The sequence below is a fragment of the Citrobacter sp. On2M genome (assembly GCF_018035235.1).
Lineage (GTDB): Bacteria > Pseudomonadota > Gammaproteobacteria > Enterobacterales > Enterobacteriaceae > Citrobacter > Citrobacter meridianamericanus.
Window position 1 is genome coordinate 998,285 of sequence record NZ_WPCV01000004.1, and the last position, 18,210, is coordinate 1,016,494.

The window sequence follows — 18,210 nt, forward strand, 5'->3', positions numbered from 1 at the left end:
ACCAATTCAATCAGGTTGTATGACTAATTAAAAAGGGAACCCATTGTGCAAACACTAAATCGTCGCGATTTCCCCGGTGCTCAGTATCCTGAACGCATTATTCAGTTTGGTGAAGGTAACTTCCTGCGCGCTTTTGTTGACTGGCAGGTAGATCTGCTGAATGAACATACCGATCTGAACGCCGGTGTGGTCATTGTTCGTCCTATCGAAAGTACTTTCCCGCCATCGCTGAGTACCCAGGATGGTCTCTATACCACCATCATTCGTGGTTTGAATGAGCAGGGCGAAGCCGTGAGCGATGCCCGTTTGATTCGTTCGGTTAACCGCGAAATCAGCGTCTATAGCGAATACGATGAGTTCCTGATGCTGGCGCATAATCCGGATATCCGTTTTGTGTTTTCTAACACCACTGAAGCAGGCATTAGCTATCACGCGGGCGACAAGTTTGAGGATGCGCCAGCAGTAAGTTATCCGGCTAAACTGACCCGACTGCTGTTCGAACGCTTCCGCCATTTTAATGGCGCGTCAGATAAAGGCTGGATTATCATTCCGTGCGAACTGATTGATTACAATGGTGATGCGCTGCGTGAACTGGTTCTGCGTTACGCTCAGGAGTGGATGCTACCGGAGGCGTTTATTCAGTGGCTGGATCAGGCCAACGCATTTTGTTCCACGCTGGTGGACCGCATTGTTACCGGTTATCCGCGTGACGAGGTGGCGAAACTTGAAGCTGAGTTGGGTTACCACGATGCATTTCTTGATACGGCAGAACACTTCTATCTGTTTGTTATTCAGGGACCGAAGTCGTTAGCTGCGGAACTGCGTCTGGATAAATATCCGCTCAACGTTCTGATTGTTGATGACATCAAACCGTATAAAGAACGGAAAGTGGCGATTCTCAATGGCGCACACACCGCACTGGTTCCTGTTGCCTGGCAGGCAGGGCTCGACACCGTGGGTGAAGCAATGAATGATGCGGAAATTTGTGCCTTTGTTGAAAAAGCCATTTATGAAGAAATCATTCCGGTACTGGATTTACCGCGCGATGAGCTGGCGTCCTTTGCCAGTGCGGTGACGGGGCGTTTCTGCAACCCGTACATCAAGCATCAGTTGTTGTCGATTGCCCTGAACGGCATGACTAAATTCCGTACCCGCATATTGCCGCAACTGCTGGCCGGGCAACAGGCCAGCGGTCAATTGCCCGCACGTCTGACGTTTGCGCTGGCGGCATTGATTGCGTTCTACCGCGGGGAGCGTAACGGTGAGTCTTATCCGGTCCAGGATGATGCGCACTGGATTGAACGTTTCCAACAACTGTGGAGCCAACATCGCGATCGCCAGATAAGTACTGAGGCGTTGGTGCGTTCTGTACTGGCGGTCAAAGAACATTGGGAGCAAGACCTGACCCAGGTTTCTGGGCTGGTGGAGCAGGTTTCTGCCGATCTGGATGCCATCCTGGCAAAAGGCATGCGTGAAGCCGTGAAACCACTGTGCTAAAAAATGCTTAATATTCATTTATAAGCTTTTTATTTTAGCAGGCCGCAAAGGTGTTTAATTCAGGGAGAGGTTACTCTCCCTGAGCTATTTTATTTTGTAATACAAATTATGTTTTTTTCCGTAGTTCACCCGTGCAAACTATACTTTTTTTAATTATAAAACTATAGAATTACACCACACACCATAATAGCATCATGATGAAAGTAGTCCCCATGGGTATTATCACCACCATTATCTCTAACGACATATAAAACTAAGTGCATTTTACCTGTTTCTGCATATAACATTTTTGATCCAATCTGTAAAAAAAGTTATAAATAAAGCTATATAAAAACCATGAAAAAATGAAGGCTTTTAGTGGATGGGGATTACAAAAATTTCATTAAACGATACCAATTGAAATTTTTGATGAGATATTTGTCGCGTAAGTTATTATCAGTGAGGAAATCTTAGGAAATAATTATGTTTTCAGTTTTTTTCGTTGATTAAATAGTTGTTGATTTAATTTTTAGCCTGTTGATAATCGATTCAGCTTCTCAGAGAGACTCTGTTCTTTTTGAAATGCACAACAACTCGTTATATTTTTATCAGGAACAACATAATGAAAAAAATCGCCGCTATCGTTGCATTCAGCAGCGTATTTGCTGTCTCTGCTGTTCAGGCAGCCGGAAATGGTACTATTAATTTTACCGGTGCGGTAAATAACCAGACCTGTAGTGCTACGATTAATGGCGCAACAGGTAGTACTGCGGCGGCTGTGACGCTGCCAACTGTTCAGGCAAATATTTTAGGTACCGCAGGTAATGTCGCGGGTCAGACATCTTTTAAAATGGATGTCACTGGGTGTGCGTCGACTAACCCAGCAGGCGCGGGCACTGTTAAGGCCTTTTTTGAAAGAGGAGCAAATGTAGACAGTAATGGTCGTCTTGTTAATACCAATACAACAGGTGCGTCCAATGTTGTGCTGGAGCTTGTTGACGGTTCCGGGAATACGCCAATTAAGGCTGGCGACATTGCGCAGAACACGGGTAACTACGTGCCTATTAGTGGTGGTAATGCAACTCTGCCATATGCCGTACGCTATTATGCAACGGGGGCAGCTACTGCTGGTGCGGTTGCGTCTAGCGTAACGTATTCGTTGATCTATAACTGATATCAGAATATTACTTAAGAAAATTTGGTAAAAGTATTTCTCCGAATAATATAGATAAACATTTTCAAAGTGTTCTATAAACTCCAGTAATTTTCTTACTTCGTAACAAGCCGGAGTGGAAGGTTTTATGTCGAACCTTCCTCTCCGGATTTTATAAAAATAAAGAGCATATCGTTAAATATTCTGTTTTAAAGGCAATAATACTATGAAACTGCACCGATTCTTTTCTGCTACAGCGCTTTTACTGGCTACGGGAATACCAGCGACGTATGCCAGTATTCAAATCAATACCACCCGAGTCATTTATCATGCTGCGGAAAAAGATATCAGCGTGCAAATTACGAATCCAGGAAAATATCCGGTATTGCTGCAAAGCTGGACCGATGACGGTAATCCAGAAATTAAACCTGACGCAATGCGCACTCCTTTTGTACTGACTCCTCCATTGACGCGGGTGAATGCCGACGCAGGACAAACGTTACGCCTGTCATATACCGGGACTGCTTTGCCCGCCGACAGAGAGAGCGTTTATTGGTTAAACGTGCTGGAAATCCCGCCTGTAGGTGAGAAAGGGACAAATCAGGTACAGGTGGCCTTTCGATCACGGATCAAGCTGTTTTATCGCCCTGTCACACTTGACGACAAAGGCGCTCGTACGGCAATCGCGCAGCTGCGCTGGCAGGCGCAGGGTAATCATATCATCCTGAGTAATCCGACGGCGTACTACGTTTCTGCCGTGGCTGTAACCGCGACGCACGCAGGCAAAAAAACAACGATCCCCGCCGATATGCTGGCACCGCACGGCAGTCTCGATCTGACGCTTCCCTCTGGTGTAGTGGCGGATGGCCTTACCGTGGAAGCGATTAACGATTACGGCTCATCGGTTACAGAACCTGTAAACCGGTTGTAATACCAGGGGATACTCATGCGTAAAACTTATCTTGCTGAAATGCTGTCGGCAGGGCAGCCCGTTGCCTGGATATATGCGTCATTACTGATCATACCTGTTATGGCAATGGCAGCGCCAGACGATGATGTTGAGTTCAACACCACATTTCTTGACAGCGCGTATACAGCGGGTATCGACCTGCAGCAGTTCAGGCAGGGGAACAACTTGCCGGCGGGAGAGTATTTAGCGGATATCTGGCTAAATGATGAGTTGGTGACAACGCAGAAAATGACATTCAATAAAACGTCTCAAGGGACGGTTGTTGCCTGCATGACTCCAGAGTTGCTGGCTCACCTGAATATTATGCCGTCCGCTTTGCACGACACGGATAAGCTGACCCGCGGCAACTGCGTGCCCGTAGAGCAGGTGATCCCATCAGCAAAACTCACATGGAATAACAGCGAGCAAAAGCTGGTTATTGCCGTACCCCAGCAGGATCTCGCGAAAACGGCGCGCGGTACCGTGTCGCCATCGCTCTGGCAGGATGGCAGTCTGGCGGCATTTATGGGTTACAACGCCAGTGCCTATCAATCATCGTCTGGCGGTGAAACGTTTAACTCACAGTATTTGAGTCTGAACAGCGGGCTTAACGTTGGAGGCTGGTATCTGCGACATAACGGTAGCCTGACCAATCAGACCGGAAGCGGCAATCGTTATCAAAGCATTAATACTTACCTCCAGCATGATGTCAGCTCTGTTCGCGGTCGTTTCCTGGTGGGTGAAGCTAATACCTCAGGACGTCTTTTTGATTCGTTGTCATATACCGGCGTCTCGCTATTCAGCGATGATCAAATGTTGCCTGAATCACAGCGCGGTTATGCACCTGAAATCCGCGGTATCGCCCGCAGCCATGCGCGCGTCACCGTACGGCAGAGCGGGAATGTGATTTATGAAACTACCGTTCCGGCAGGGGCTTTTGTTATTAACGATCTTTATCCTACCGGTTATGGTGGCGACCTCAGCGTGACCGTACGCGAAGCGGACGGTAGTGAAAGCACATTCCTTGTGCCTTACGCCTCGGTAGCAGATTTGTTGCGTCCTGGCGCATCGCGTTATGAAGCGGTGGCAGGGAAATACCGTCAGTCGAATGGGCGTGACGGTCAGCCTTTTTATCAGGCGACCTGGCAGCAGGGTATTACTAACTTCTTGACGTTGTATGGTGGAACCCAATTTAGCGATGGCTATCAGGCGTATCAGGCCGGCAGCGCGGTATCGACCCCGCTGGGTGCCGTGGCGCTGGATGTGACCCAGGCTATGACCTCAACGAGCAGAGACAAACTGAGCGGGCAAAGTTATCGCATTACCTACAACAAACTCATTTCTGACACGCAGAGCAATATTGCGCTGGCCGCATATCGTTTCTCCACGCGTGATTATCTGGATTTTGCTCAGGCCATGGAATACCAGAACTTGCAGAAAGGGGATGCGATTTATGCCGGGTTACTGTACCGGACCAAAAACCGATACAGCCTGACGTTAAGTCAGGGGTTGGCGGAAGGTTGGGGGACATTCTCTGCCACCGGGCTTTCGCAGAATTACTGGAATCGCAATGGGAACGACATGCAATACCAGTTTGGTTACTCAAACCGCTGGAAACGATTGAGTTATACCCTGACCGCTACGCGTAACCGTGCCCCAGAGGGAAACATGGAAACCAGTTGGCTGGTTTCCTTCAGTTTGCCGCTGGGTGAGGAGCGCCCTGTCACGTTTAGTAGTTCGGTTTCCCATGATAACGGTGGCCTGGCTGAGCAGGTAGCGCTGGCCGGAACTGCCGGAGATAAGCAGCAGATGAGCTGGGGCGTTTCGGGAACCCACAGTGAACAAAGTGGCAGTACCGGTAGCGTAAGCGGTCAGTACCTTTCACCATGGACATCCGTCAATGCGTCTGTAGGTGTAGGTCGGGATAACCATACCTTGTCTGGTGGGTTGTCAGGTTCGATAGTGGCGCATCCACACGGAGTAACCTTTACGCCTTATACCAGTGACACTTGGGTGGTAGTGAATGCCCCAGGTGCTGCAGGTGCGGAAGTGCTGAGTTATCCGGGATTAAAATTGGACCGCTGGGGCAATGCTGTCATGCCTGCCTCAATGCCTTATCAGCGAAATTCGGTCAGCCTCGATCCGAAAAATCTGTCTCACCAGGTTGAACTCGAAAATACCACTCAAAATGTGGTGCCGCGCGCAGGTGCGGTAGTGGTGGCGGAATTTGCCACGCATCAAGGCTATGCCCTACTGCTGACGCCAGCGCGACCAGAAGTAAGTTTATCCTTCGGCGCGACGGTAACGGATAGTCAGGGCAATACCGTCGGCATGGTAGGGCAAGGTGGAATGGTCTACGCCCGGGTAAATACAAAAACAGGCCAGCTGTTTGCCACCCATGATGTAACAGGCAAAGCCAGTACCTGCATTATGCCGTTCAGCGTGACGGATGAAGCGAAAGCGATGCAGCAGATAACCTATTCGTGCGGACGCTAAGACAACAGCCGCTTTGATTTACGATCATGGAGAATACATGTTCAGTTTGATTCGTTCCAAAATACATCTGCGGATAGTTCAGCTGTTCGTTGCGACGAGCGGGCTGTTATTTGCTGGCCATAGCTTTGCCGTCTGTTCGACTGGAAATCAGCAGTATACCGTTCAGGTTCCACTCCAGGCTGCAACGTTTAGTGCCGGAGAGGATTTTCCAGTAGGGAGTAATATCCGCGTACAGCAGGTTCGTGGCTATACGGCTGTTCCTGTGACTTGTACTAATTCTGGTGCCTATTCGCGCATGAGTCTTTCAGGAGGCACGCTATACCCCGGTCAAAGCAACATCTATCAAACGGGGATTAATGGATTAGGGGTGCGTTTTCGTAACCCTTATGAGAATAAATATTATCCGTTTAATACTACCTGGGTGGGTATTTACAGTCCTGATGGCTGGTTAGTGTTCACTATTGAGCTGGTCAAAATGGGGCCAATTACTGCCGGAACAGTGAATAGCGCACTTTTTCCGCAAGTGAGAATTGATGCTATAGATGCCGACAATAATCCGACTCGAGTGGCATGGCATACGATTACCGGCGGTTTTACGCTGCAAACGCCAACGTGTACGACGCCCAACTTTAATTGGGATCTGGGAACGACTAACACCACACTCTTACGAAATCAGGGTGACGCCAGTGTGTGGGTGGATACGCCAGTGACATTGACCGGGTGTTCTACATTCCTGGGTAATAACAGTAATGGAAGCTATACCCAGTACAATATTCAAGGCTTTAATTCTGGCAGCGTATCCCAGTCAGGCAGTATTGCGCCCAACAAACTTACTATGACGCTGACACCGAACACCTCCGCTATTGATTCCGTAAATGGAATTGTCGCTCTGGATAATACGGCCACCGCATCAGGATTTGGCGTACAGCTCGCCTCGAAACAATCAGGAACCTACGTTGCGCAGAATCTCGCGGGCAATATGGTTGTCACGCCGACGGTTGGAGACAGCAGTGGTTCAGTCCGTTTTCCGTTGGGCGCGCGTATCATCCGAACCAGCGATTCGGTGCAGGGCGGGTCGATCAAAACTAGCCTGACTTACACTATTAATTACCAGTAATCGCAGCATGATAAACAGCTATAAGCAACGTTATGTTTGTGAGCCGGTTTATACCATGGCGGGGCGTCTGGTTGCCATGGAAGTGCTGACATCGTTTACGACGCCTGAAGGGAATACGGTCTCGTACAACGATGTGACCGATATTCTCACGCCGGAGTATAAATGGCTAAATTTTGTGCGCCAACTGCACGGTGTTAGCTGCTGGCAAAATTGGTTGGTTCGCCACCACATCGTTATCTCACTGAATGTGGATGCTGATACGGCTGTTTGGCTTCTTCGTGACAAGGCCGTACTTTCTATGATCGCTAAAATGCCGTTTATTCGTCTTGAGATACATGAGCATTTCCCCACCTCAGACAAAGAAAAACGGGGATTACTGCATCATTTACGGCCCCATGCCTCAATGTGGCTGGATGATGTTGGCTCCGGAAGCCATAACAATTTTGGTTTGCTGATCAGGGGATATTTTAGTGGGGCGAAGATTGATAAGTCTTTTTTCTGGCAACACCATGTCAGCGATGAGGCATGGCTGGGAAAGGTTATCCGCGATCTGACTCGTTTTGCAGGAAATGTCATCGTGGAGGGAGTAGAACACACCGGCCACACAATGGCTCTGATGACGACCCCGCATTGCTGGCTTCAGGGGCATCTGTTTCAGCGTACCGATATTGATCGCATTCCAGAAGTTCCATTATGGGTTAACTCCGTCTTAACCGCGCCATCAGGCTAATTTTCACAGGATAAAAATGTGTATCTCGTCATTACTCAGGATCGTTTTTTATTTTATTCAATTTCCTGTATTTTGGGTCCGGATATGACAGAGCATATCCGTTGTGTAGAAGATATTTGTCTGCAACGTCATCGGCATGCTCATGTGATATTAGATACTTTTAAAAATAATGTCATTTATACGCCACTGGCCGAGCGGATTGTGTTGATTGAACCTGAACGCATGTATATTATGTCACCTTTTGGGATTAAAAAATGCTTTCCTGGAATGAAGGTTAGGTTTATCCCACGAGCAATTCAGGTACAAGATTTAAGAGAATTGGTTGTTCATGGTCGGTTCTATGAATGGCAACCTAAAATATATTTAACCAGAAGACAACATCATATCATAACTATGACATTATTGCATAAGAGTCAGCGTGTGATTACGGATGACTTGAATATTGCCATAAAAACGCTCTTTAGCCACAAATATAATATTATGTTATTGCTCAACCTTAAAAAGTTTAGTGGGTTATTGAGCCATCCATTTTCACTATACCTGCGTTATGAACAGCATGACATGCACGGTATGGCAGAGTAGCTTTGCATTGATAACTAACGTACTTTCCAAAAATCAGCGGGTGTGCTCGACGTGATTTTTCGAAAGGCTTTATTAAATCCGGATAATGACTCATAGCCCACGCGTGATGTTACTTCTTCAACTTTGTAGCCTCTGCGCAATAAGTTAATGGCGATGTTAATACGCAGTCGGGTTACCAGCTCATTAGGAGTATAACCGCATATATCATCTATCTTTCTGATAAAGGTTGAGCGACTCATATTTACTTTACCGGCCATCATGTCAATTGACCAGTCGAGTGTAGGGTTATGCATAATCTGCAATAAAAGATCAGAGAAGGGGGCGTGTTGTGAAATATCCAACAGTTTTATATCGACAAGATGTTCATCAACAATTTGCTCAACAATGTAAACCAATAAAAGATCGGTGAGCCGTGCGAGAGCCAGTTCGCACCCTGATTGTGAGACTGAACACTCCAGCTGTAAAATAGCAACCAGTTGGCTTATTTTCTGGCTGGATGTATCATCTTTTTTGATTATCATGAATTCCGGCAGTAGAGCAAAAAGAATTTCGCCCTGTATGGTTTTTGGGTGCAAAAAACCGCACAGAAGGGCGGTATCGCCATCTTTAGGTTCACTGATGGAATACATCGATTTTTTTGGAATATTCTCGGCATTCGCCTCGGGAGAAGAGACCAAATAAAATGGCATATTAAAGAAAAAGAATACAATATCACCTTCGGACAGGTTTACGACAGTGTTACGATCGGTGAAGCGAAGCCAGCATTGCCCTTCCAGCACCAAATGAAAACTGGGCATACCGGTTGGGTATGTTGAGGCTTTCCAGTCGTCGCAGTACCTACCGAGATGAAAAACGGAGGTGGCAACATGCGTCTGATTCGCGAGCCATTCTTTAATGTACATAATTTATTCTCTGATTTTTATATAATTTATATCCCAATGAATAACTGTAATGACCACTAAGAAACTGAAGATACAATACCCGTCCGGTCATTCAATATAAAGTTAGCATACGTTATCTGTTTCGAATGTGAGGTATTTTCCGAATGGTAATGATAAATCTTATTTAGTTACAACATACAATAAGCACTTTCAAAAAACACCGTTCCGTAACTACGGAGTTGACTCAGTTTTTAGCAGGGAAGAAGCTGGTGTGGTCAGAAGCTTGCAACATTGATTACAATCAAGTTTAATGCGTTGGCTTCCAACCATTTCTAAGATAACCATGATCGTTAGACCTCAACAACACTGGATACGCCTGATTTTTGTCTGGCATGGCTCCGTATTATCAAAAATCTTTACCCGGCTGCTTCTTAATTTCCTTCTTTCTATTGTGGTTATTATCATCCTGCCATGGTATACGATGCTGGGTATCAAATTTACCCTGGCACCGTTCAGCATTCTCGGCGTGGCGATAGCTATTTTTCTGGGATTTCGCAATAACGCCTGCTATTCACGTTACGTTGAGGCCCGACACCTGTGGGGGCAGTTGATGATAACTTCCCGCTCATTACTGCGAGAGGTTAAAACCACCTTACCGGACGACGCTGATCTGAGGCATTTTGTTCATCTGCAAATCGCATTTGCCCACTGTTTACGCATGACTTTACGCCGACAGCCTCAGGCAGAGCCGTTAGCGAAGTACCTGAGCGAGAAAGATATACAGACGGTATTTGCCTCACAATCACCGGCAAACCGCATCTTGTTGCTGATGGGCGAGTGGTTGGCCGTACGCAGACGTAATGGTCAACTGTCTGACATATTATTTCACAGTTTAAACAATAGGTTAAATGATATGTCTGCAGTACTGGCCGGTTGTGAGCGGATTGCTAATACCCCGGTGCCGTTTGCTTATACCTTGATCCTTCATCGTACTGTGTACCTGTTTTGTATCATGTTGCCATTCGCATTGGTGGTCGATCTGCACTACATGACACCGTTTATTTCAGTGCTTATTTCCTATACTTTTATTTCGCTCGACACGCTTGCCGAAGAGCTTGAAGATCCATTTGGCACTGAGAACAACGATCTGCCGCTGGATGCGATTTGCAATGCAATCGAAATCGATTTGCTGCAAATGAATGATGAAACAAATGTGCCAGCAAAGCACATGCCGGATAAGCATTACCAATTAACCTAGTTGCGCTCGTTTTGCCACCAGATCGGCCGTATCTCGTAGAACGAATGAAACTCTGGCGCCAGGTCTTCATCGTTAGGATCGTCAAAAGCCCCGGCTAAAAGCGCAATTACCGGGGCGTCATCAATAGCGCCCACAGAACTGCCGCACTGGGGGCAAAAGGCTCGACTGGCTGTCTCTGATGAGCGCCAGATTGTTGGTCTTCCGGCTTTTCCCGTCCATTCAACATTTTCCGCATCAAACTCAATCCAGACGACGGTCGGTGCGCCAGTATGTTTCTGGCATATATTGCAGGAACAGGTATGGGAATTATTAGGGCTGCTGGCAGTGAAGCGGATAGAACCACACAGACACCCACCAGTGTAGATTTTAGACATAACAACCCCCGTCATAATCACGTTGCAAGACACTAGCAGATGCCCGACATTGCCACTAGATACTTATGATAAAAAGGCGAGGGCGCTCATAGACGATAGTTCATTCCTGTGATCTATCTGATGATAAATGCTTAATTATTGCGTCTGGCAACAATAAACAAACGTGGAAATGCCAGCAAAATTTTGCCATTTTCCTGTAGTGGATATTGCTCCTGAAGTAATTCATGATAGCGCGCCAGGTACTGACGTTGCTCGCTTTCAGTCAAATCCTGCAACCAGGGACGCAGGCCTGTAGAGCTTACCCAGTCGATAATCGCCTGATGAGAATCCATAATGTGATAATACGTCGTACGCCAGATATCCACCTCACAGCCCGCCTCGGTCAAAATATCATAATAGGCATGTACGCCAGGTAGCGGCGCTCGGCCCCGATCGGGGTAACCCTGTTCATAAGCCACTTCGCGCATCAGAACGTGCGTAGGTTCCAGCCAGTTATCCGGCATTTGCACCGCCAGAACGCCGTTGTGACCCAACAGCGATACCAGATTTGGGAACAGATCATAGTGTTCGGGTACCCACTGTAACGATGCATTGGCATAAAGCAGATCCACGGGTTGCTCTGCCTGAAACGTACTGATATCCGCTTCAATAAAATGGCATTTTGGTAATGTGTTGCGCGCTTCATGCAGCATCGCAGGTGAGGTATCAACCCCAGTTATTTGAGCTGAAGGCCAGCGCTGATGCAGTAATGCTGTACTGTTTCCCGGACCACAGCCAAGATCGACAACTGAACGAACACTTTCTAACGCCACTCTGCTAAGTAATTCCGCTGCGGGCCTTGAACGTTCAGTTTCATATTGCAAATAAAGCGAAGGGTTCCAGTCGGCCATGTATGAATCTCCAGTATAAGAAGAAAAGGCGGAAAGGGGGTTCATTAGTCCTTGCCGATGAGCAGCTTCTTTTAGAAGATTATATGAAAATGAATGATAAGGGCAGATTTATGCTGGAAACATCGAGACTGATTCTCCGTCAGTGGGAAGCGAAAGACAGAGCGCCATTCGCCGCGTTAAATGCCGATTCCGATGTGATGCGTTTTTTTCCGGCTCCATTGCTACGGACGGAAAGCGACAATCTTGCCGCAAGATTCCAGGAAGGCATTACAGAGCGCGGCTGGGGATTTTGGGCCGTTGAACTACAAGAAACACACCAGTTTGTGGGCTGCGTAGGTTTACATCCACAACCTGATAAGTTTCATTTTTCACCCTGTACTGAAATAGGCTGGCGTCTTGCGAGATCATTCTGGCATCAGGGGTTGGCATTGGAAGCTGCCGAAGCCTGCCTGACTTTTGCTTTCGAGGAACTGGCGTTAACTGAGGTGGTTTCATTTACTTCGGTGCTGAACAAACCGTCTGAGAACCTGATGATACGCCTTGGCATGAGTAAAGCAGAAGAGTTTGTGCATCCCGCGTTGCCGCCAGATCATCGATTAGCACAACATGTCCTGTATCGTCTGATTCGCAGCAGCGCCGTTTAACACTATGTTTCAGCTGCACAAGGACGACCAAAAAAACTCAGGTTCTTTCTTACTCTATCTAAGTGCGCATAATGTATATTATGTTAAATAACCTCCATGAGTCTATTACTTCATGCTTTACTCGTGCGGCCACAGAAATCAGCATGTTGTGAATTTTGAGATACCTCCCTTTTATTGCATTAGGTCTGTCGTACATTTACTTCACCTCATGCTGATTGTTGGGTGTTTCTATGTACTCGCTTACCCAGATTGTAAGTTCAAACGGCCGAATCTCGTCATGCATCTCGTCTCAATACTCGATTGCTGATATGCAAAGAAGAGTTTAAAACTCTGAAAAAAGGCAATCAGCAGTATTATTCTCGAGTCATTCAAGGATTTCGGAGTATGACTGATGATATGGTTAAAAATGTATATCGCATAGTCGTACCAAGTTCAAAAAATAAACATAGCGTTCTAAACCCCTTCCCTTCTGGATTTATTCAGTTTCGCAATTACTTAATTATGCGGTTAATGCTCAACTATGGGTTGCGTGTTGGTGAGTTGTTATTGTTAGAATGCGCGTCGGTTAAAACTAATATCAAAGGAGATAAATTTAGCTTAATCATTAGCATGCCTCGCAATATGACTGATCCGAGAAAACATGCACCATCATTAAAAAATGAGTACTCACATCGAGTTTTGGAGCTAGACAAAATAGATTATGAATTCCTTATGATTTATATGCAAAAAATCCGAAAAAACTCAATTACCCACGATTTCATATTTGTATCAAGTCAAAATCCTGAAAGCCCTTTATCTTATAATGCAGTGCATTTTATTTTCTCAGAGATAGATAAGGTTTTTTCACTTAACTTTCCTGAATGCAAATCAGCTGAACACTTTGATGCTCTAATGAAATTTACACCTCATGTTACACGGCATACATGGGCTTACTTGACTTTAAAAAAACTATATCATTTGAAAAATAAAAAATTCAATGGCTCTGGTAATGATTTCGTCAAAAATTCACTTTCAGTAGGGGTGATGGATGAAGCAAAAGAGGCTCTCCGTTTGCTTGGTGGTTGGAGCATAAAAAGCCAAATGCCTGATCTTTACGCAAAAAGATTTTTATCTGAACAAGCTAATACAGCTAACATCCAGCGAATACGGCAGCATGACTCTGATTTCGACTGTTTAATAAAGGAGTTGTTTAATGGAGATTAAGCCTAACATACTTCTCCCGCAAAATTCTGGAATGTATGATCAGAATCTTTCTTCAAAGTTAGAATCTTTAGTTATTCCAAGAAATATTTATTTGAAATCCAGTACCGATTTTGATGATAAGCACATTCATAACGAGGGAGATAAATGGGCTTTTTATTATGCCGGAAGTAAGCGGTACGTTTATTTTAAGCTTGATGAGTTAACAAACACGCTCTTGAAGTATTTTTGTTTCAAATATGCATCAACGATGTTCCCGACTTTCTTACCAGTACTTTCACATCAGTGGACACAAGCATTCTGTTACTGCAGAGAAAATGGTGGCTTTACATTACTTATATTGCGACAGTACATAGAAGGTGATGATCTCGATGTTAGGGCCTTCTATTCTATATTATTTGGCTTGAAGATTCTTTGTTCTGAAGAATTCCCTGGGTTTACTTTGGATGACTATGAGGATCTTGAGTTTATTCCCAGACCAAAAGCGAATAACTGGGATATTTATCAGGATATTGACAATCTTCTCGAACCTTTTGAAAAAAGCATGATAGGCAAAGGTTTATTTGAAATGGCAACGGCATTGGTCAGAGGTAAATCTTATAACATTAGAGAGCTCAAATATGCCTCAGTACTCGGATTAACTTATGTTACTGGGGCGCGCCCTGTGCAGTTGGCAAAGCTAGCTGTTAGAGACTTACGTATTGATACCACTAATACTGATAGTGGGCTAATTCGATATAGTATTCTGTTACCCTACGTCAAGCAACGACGCGTTACGACTGAGCGTTTGCTGCTGGCTATTCCACCGGAAATTGGTGCACTAATCAAGTATTACGTAGACAAAGCAGAGTTATTATCTGATGATAAAATGTTCGAAATGGGTGTTTCCGCCCCAATTTTTGTCTCTCACTCTATTAGGCAAACTATTCTAAACTTCAGTCCCCCTGATTATCAAACTGCCGTTGCTTGCGGCGAAGCCGCCCTGCCATCAATCACACCAACTGATCTACGCCACAGCGTTGGTCACTCACTGGCTATGCAAGGGGCCAGTGCGGAGGAGATTGCTCACATTCTTGGCCATTCAACTCTAGTTGTAGCAAAGCACTACATCCTGGCGACACCTGCCTTGGCATTGATCCGTGCTAAAGCACTAGGTTCTAACCCCGTATGGCAAAACATGATAGCTATGATGCTGACAGGTAAGTTGGTCCCTTCAAGGGAATGGCAAGGTCGACGTGTAGTTGGCATAGTTGGTGATCGATTGCACTATGAGATTGGCGGTTGTGCGAGAACCGATGACGAATGCCCTTTCTGTGAAGTCCGTTGCTGCTATGGTTGCTTATATTACCGCCCTTTCCTTGATGGCCGCCACCAGGATGTATTAGATAGCGTCTCTAAAGAAGTCGATGAGCTGATAGTGGTTTCAGATAGTGTCGGTAATGCTCACAACCCACTAATTTCTATCCATGAAACGACGCAAATAGAAATCAAGTCAGTGATAGCCCGTTGTCATTTGCATAACGCCAGAGGTTGCGGGAAATGAAAAAAAATATAGAGAACTTTGACGCTTTTATCGCAGAACAGAAAGCTTGGTTCGAAGAGCATTTGGCAGTAGATTTTGCAGAATCATGGGATAGTCTTGTCTGGATATGTGGGAACAAAGGTTCCGGCTGGTTACGTGGCAATGGTGTTAATGCATTGCGTTTTGATGAGATTAACCGGCTCAAAGGAATCGACGATCGCCATACTGTATCCGACACTTATCAGTTGTTTATGAAAGCCATGCTGGTACTCGTCTATCGAGGCAGAAATCGCAGCATTTCCCCTGCGGTTGCTGTTGCAACACTGGTTATTTTGAAACGCTGGTACTGCGCGTTGATTAAAATCACCGGGCAAACACATCCCATTTATCTGACTACAGATGTCGTACGTAGTGCGATGGATACTCTGAGTGCAGCATCCCGGCCAGGTGATTCCAACATAGCCAACTACAAGGGGCGTTGCGTTAAGATTCAAAAATTAGTAAACCATCACGCGTTCACATTGGTAGCACTGCAATATGTGTCCGATGTACGTTACACCAACCAGACCAATTTGACCCGGAAAGCCCGGGAAACAATAGCCCTCAAACAAAAAGACAAGCTGGATGATACAGCCACGGATGGTGAAGATGCACTGATTACAATTCGAGGGTTCCTTAATATCGTGTCACTAATCCAGCGTGTAGAAAACGGCACTGAAAAGATTGCTCTCAATTGCCTTCTGCTACTCATCATCACGGGTTTTCGTTCCGTAGAAGCATTCAATCTCAGGCAGGATGCGTTGGTCAAACGACAGATAGATAACCCTGGCATCAGAAGACGTCTACGTGACAAAGGATTGCCAGATTATTTTCTCGGCATTCACTATGTTGGTGTTAAGGGGGCTGGCGAGCGGACACATTGGGTCGAGCCCTTAGCTGTCCCCTTAGTTGAGAGCATATTCAACTCGGTTAAGTCGTTAACATTTGAATTACGAAAGCATCTCACAAATTTACGCTCGAAAGGATTTGCTGATTATTTACCCGAGGCAATCAGTGATGTTGCAGGTGAACTCGTTGAACTTGATGATATTGTCGAACACATAGCCCTGTCTTCATCAGAGTCTCGGGGTCGTGCAGGATTACGTGATAAAGCGTCAAAAGCGTTAGCGAAACGCGGCTGTGTCCCAACTGAAGTCATTCTTGTTCCTGGTAATGGAAAAGTGAAATATTATTCAAAATCTGACCTTAGTCTGTACCTTAAAAATGAATTTGGCGACAACAGCGCAAATACTCCCTGCACTCATGCATGGGTAGCAAATGGCAGAAGATATGAAATTATGTATGAGGATTTATTGTTCCTTTTCCCCAAAGGATCTCTGACTTTAAAGAGAGCGTTGGAGCTAAAAGCAACACCACTGCCACTGAGTAATGCTGGGCTAAACAAATTTCTTGGTAACTATGACGGTTATGCTTCGGTCTTCAGTAAATATAAGCTACTAGAAGATGACGGTCGCCCTACCCAGCTCCGCACCCATATTCCTCGTCACAATATAAACACTTTTCTCGCTATTGCTGAAATATCAGACCACTTACAAGCGATGCTGATGGGGCGTGTTGATATCACACAAAATAAACATTACCAGCATCTGGCTCTCAAGGAGCGGCGAAAGGCAGCTTCTCTTATTCCGTTAGTTCCGATCGTACAAGAGCAGGTAATATTTACTGCTGTTGGTGCTGTTACACCACTTGATGCGGTAAAACAAAGCGGTATGATGGTATTTAGCAGCACGCAGAATCTGGAAAACAATATAAAGGCGAATCTGCATACCTTTGATAATCGTGATGACGTTGCAGGATTCATCGAAGCATCGTTAGGCGACGGATTATTCGAAGACATAGCCGCTGCGTTCGAGGAAATAAGTAAAAACGAAGGGCCATCGCAAGCGTCTGAAATGGTGAAAAGGCACGCGGTACTACATCCATTGAAATTGGGGTCCTGTATGAGGGACATTAACTTGTGGGGATGCCCATATCGAATGAAGTGTCAGGCATTGAAGTCCTGTGAGCATTTCACGTTGACCGGTCGTATTGATGAATACTCTGCTGTTGTAGCCAAAGGTCGAGCGTTAAACGAGGCTACGCTTGCTTTCGAACAGTATACCGCAGCCCTTCCAGACAACCAGCTAATGCAAGGTAATATCCAAGAAAATCTAACACAGCTAGATGCCTTAACTAAGGAATTACGCAGACGCTCAAATTCGTTGCAAGCAATCCCCTCTCAAGTGGTCCTGTCTGGAGAGATAAAAGTAGAAGGCGAAATTCGTACTTTGGCTCAATTATTTGCCTTCGAGTATCAAAAAATCAAACAAGGAGACGACTGATGCGGGGTAAAGAATTGGATACTCAGATTGAGCATGAGCTTCAGCTGATGTTGATTGAAGGGTTTGATAAATCGCCAATTTCAGCTAAAAGTTTACACGCCAGACTTAAATCAAAAGGCATCATCAATGGCGGCCTAAGTACATTAAGTAGCATTGAACGAAAACGTCTTATTGCAGCCTATGTCGATCAACAACTAACACCCCTAAATCTTCGCCCCAAAGAAAAGCAGCAGTATGTGAATCGTAAAACTCGTCAAGCTTTGCTTGGTCGTAATCAGCAGCTTCAGGAAGAGAACAAAGAGCTGCGCGAACAGCTAGCACAGAATACCTTGTCATTAATTGACATTGTCAAAGCAGTAAAAATCAATACGGTTATACCGGTAGAAAGCCTTCTTGCTCCGCACTTGATCATGGAGCTACACGAAAGGAAAAAAAATCAATGTTTCTGAACGCATCTCTTGCGACTGCAATATCTTGTGCGCCTAACCCGTAGGCAAAGCGGGGGAATTCGTCCATTATCGCTGTAAATGCATTTCTGATTTCGACACGAGGATCCA

The 18,210-nt window shown here is 45.6% G+C and carries 16 protein-coding genes; 13 read left to right on the forward strand and 3 right to left on the reverse strand.

Features of this window, described 5'->3' with window-relative positions; translation table 11 throughout:
• Window positions 1–45: 45 nt before the first annotated feature.
• The 7 genes from On2M_RS15185 to On2M_RS15215 all read left to right on the forward strand — a co-directional run bounded on the left by On2M_RS15185 (window position 46) and on the right by On2M_RS15215 (window position 8,503).
• Window positions 46–1,497 carry a tagaturonate reductase gene (locus On2M_RS15185; protein ID WP_210905069.1) on the forward strand — a complete coding sequence of 484 codons (1,452 nt, stop codon included), beginning with the start codon at window positions 46–48 and terminating at the stop codon, window positions 1,495–1,497.
• A gap of 601 nt (window positions 1,498–2,098) precedes the next feature.
• Window positions 2,099–2,650 carry a fimbrial protein gene (locus tag On2M_RS15190; protein WP_003843639.1) on the forward strand — a complete coding sequence of 184 codons (552 nt, stop codon included), beginning with the start codon at window positions 2,099–2,101 and terminating at the stop codon, window positions 2,648–2,650.
• A gap of 205 nt (window positions 2,651–2,855) precedes the next feature.
• Window positions 2,856–3,560, forward strand: coding sequence for a molecular chaperone (locus tag On2M_RS15195; protein WP_053088687.1), 705 nt, complete (start codon window positions 2,856–2,858; stop codon window positions 3,558–3,560).
• A 15-nt stretch (window positions 3,561–3,575) separates the two neighbouring features.
• Window positions 3,576–6,074, forward strand: coding sequence for a fimbria/pilus outer membrane usher protein (locus tag On2M_RS15200; RefSeq protein WP_151225447.1), 2,499 nt, complete (start codon window positions 3,576–3,578; stop codon window positions 6,072–6,074).
• Between the two features lie 37 nt (window positions 6,075–6,111).
• Complete coding sequence (locus On2M_RS15205) at window positions 6,112–7,191, forward strand: type 1 fimbrial protein (protein WP_210905070.1); 1,080 nt, start codon at window positions 6,112–6,114, stop codon at window positions 7,189–7,191.
• A gap of 7 nt (window positions 7,192–7,198) precedes the next feature.
• Window positions 7,199–7,921, forward strand: a complete 723-nt coding sequence (locus On2M_RS15210; protein ID WP_210905071.1) for an EAL domain-containing protein — start codon at window positions 7,199–7,201, stop codon at window positions 7,919–7,921.
• A gap of 18 nt (window positions 7,922–7,939) precedes the next feature.
• The gene (locus On2M_RS15215; RefSeq protein WP_210905072.1) at window positions 7,940–8,503 is read left to right on the forward strand and encodes a hypothetical protein; all 564 of its coding nucleotides are present in this window, start codon (window positions 7,940–7,942) and stop codon (window positions 8,501–8,503) included.
• 14 nt (window positions 8,504–8,517) lie between these two features.
• On the opposite strand, the gene On2M_RS15220 is transcribed toward On2M_RS15215, so the two are convergent.
• Window positions 8,518–9,405, reverse strand: coding sequence for an AraC family transcriptional regulator (locus On2M_RS15220; protein WP_187252449.1), 888 nt, complete (start codon window positions 9,403–9,405; stop codon window positions 8,518–8,520).
• A 322-nt stretch (window positions 9,406–9,727) separates the two neighbouring features.
• Here On2M_RS15220 and On2M_RS15225 point away from each other — a divergent pair, with 322 nt between their 5' ends.
• The gene (locus tag On2M_RS15225; RefSeq protein WP_210905073.1) at window positions 9,728–10,642 is read left to right on the forward strand and encodes a bestrophin family protein; all 915 of its coding nucleotides are present in this window, start codon (window positions 9,728–9,730) and stop codon (window positions 10,640–10,642) included.
• Here On2M_RS15225 and On2M_RS15230 read toward each other — a convergent pair.
• The gene (locus On2M_RS15230) at window positions 10,639–11,016 is read right to left on the reverse strand and encodes a GFA family protein (RefSeq protein WP_151225452.1); all 378 of its coding nucleotides are present in this window, start codon (window positions 11,014–11,016) and stop codon (window positions 10,639–10,641) included. The two genes, On2M_RS15225 and On2M_RS15230, sit on opposite strands and share 4 nt — an antisense overlap.
• A 131-nt stretch (window positions 11,017–11,147) precedes the next feature.
• The gene (gene tam / locus On2M_RS15235; protein ID WP_210905074.1) at window positions 11,148–11,906 is read right to left on the reverse strand and encodes a trans-aconitate 2-methyltransferase; all 759 of its coding nucleotides are present in this window, start codon (window positions 11,904–11,906) and stop codon (window positions 11,148–11,150) included.
• Window positions 11,907–12,016: 110 nt separating this feature from the next.
• Between tam and On2M_RS15240 the strand changes: the two genes are divergently transcribed.
• From On2M_RS15240 to On2M_RS15260, 5 genes are all read left to right on the forward strand, one after another.
• Window positions 12,017–12,550 carry a GNAT family N-acetyltransferase gene (locus On2M_RS15240; protein ID WP_210905251.1) on the forward strand — a complete coding sequence of 178 codons (534 nt, stop codon included), beginning with the start codon at window positions 12,017–12,019 and terminating at the stop codon, window positions 12,548–12,550.
• A gap of 384 nt (window positions 12,551–12,934) precedes the next feature.
• Entirely contained in the window at window positions 12,935–13,753 is an 819-nt protein-coding gene (locus On2M_RS15245) for a site-specific integrase (RefSeq protein ID WP_210905075.1), read from the forward strand.
• 31 nt (window positions 13,754–13,784) lie between these two features.
• Window positions 13,785–15,293: a site-specific integrase gene (locus On2M_RS15250; protein ID WP_247605024.1), complete on the forward strand. Its 1,509-nt coding sequence runs from the start codon at window positions 13,785–13,787 to the stop codon at window positions 15,291–15,293.
• On the forward strand, window positions 15,290–17,653 hold the full coding sequence (locus On2M_RS15255) for a hypothetical protein (RefSeq protein WP_210905077.1): 2,364 nt from the start codon (window positions 15,290–15,292) through the stop codon (window positions 17,651–17,653). The genes On2M_RS15250 and On2M_RS15255 overlap by 4 nt, the downstream gene beginning before the upstream one ends.
• Complete coding sequence (locus On2M_RS15260) at window positions 17,653–18,102, forward strand: hypothetical protein (RefSeq protein ID WP_210905078.1); 450 nt, start codon at window positions 17,653–17,655, stop codon at window positions 18,100–18,102. The genes On2M_RS15255 and On2M_RS15260 overlap by 1 nt, the downstream gene beginning before the upstream one ends.
• Window positions 18,103–18,210 lie beyond the last annotated feature (108 nt).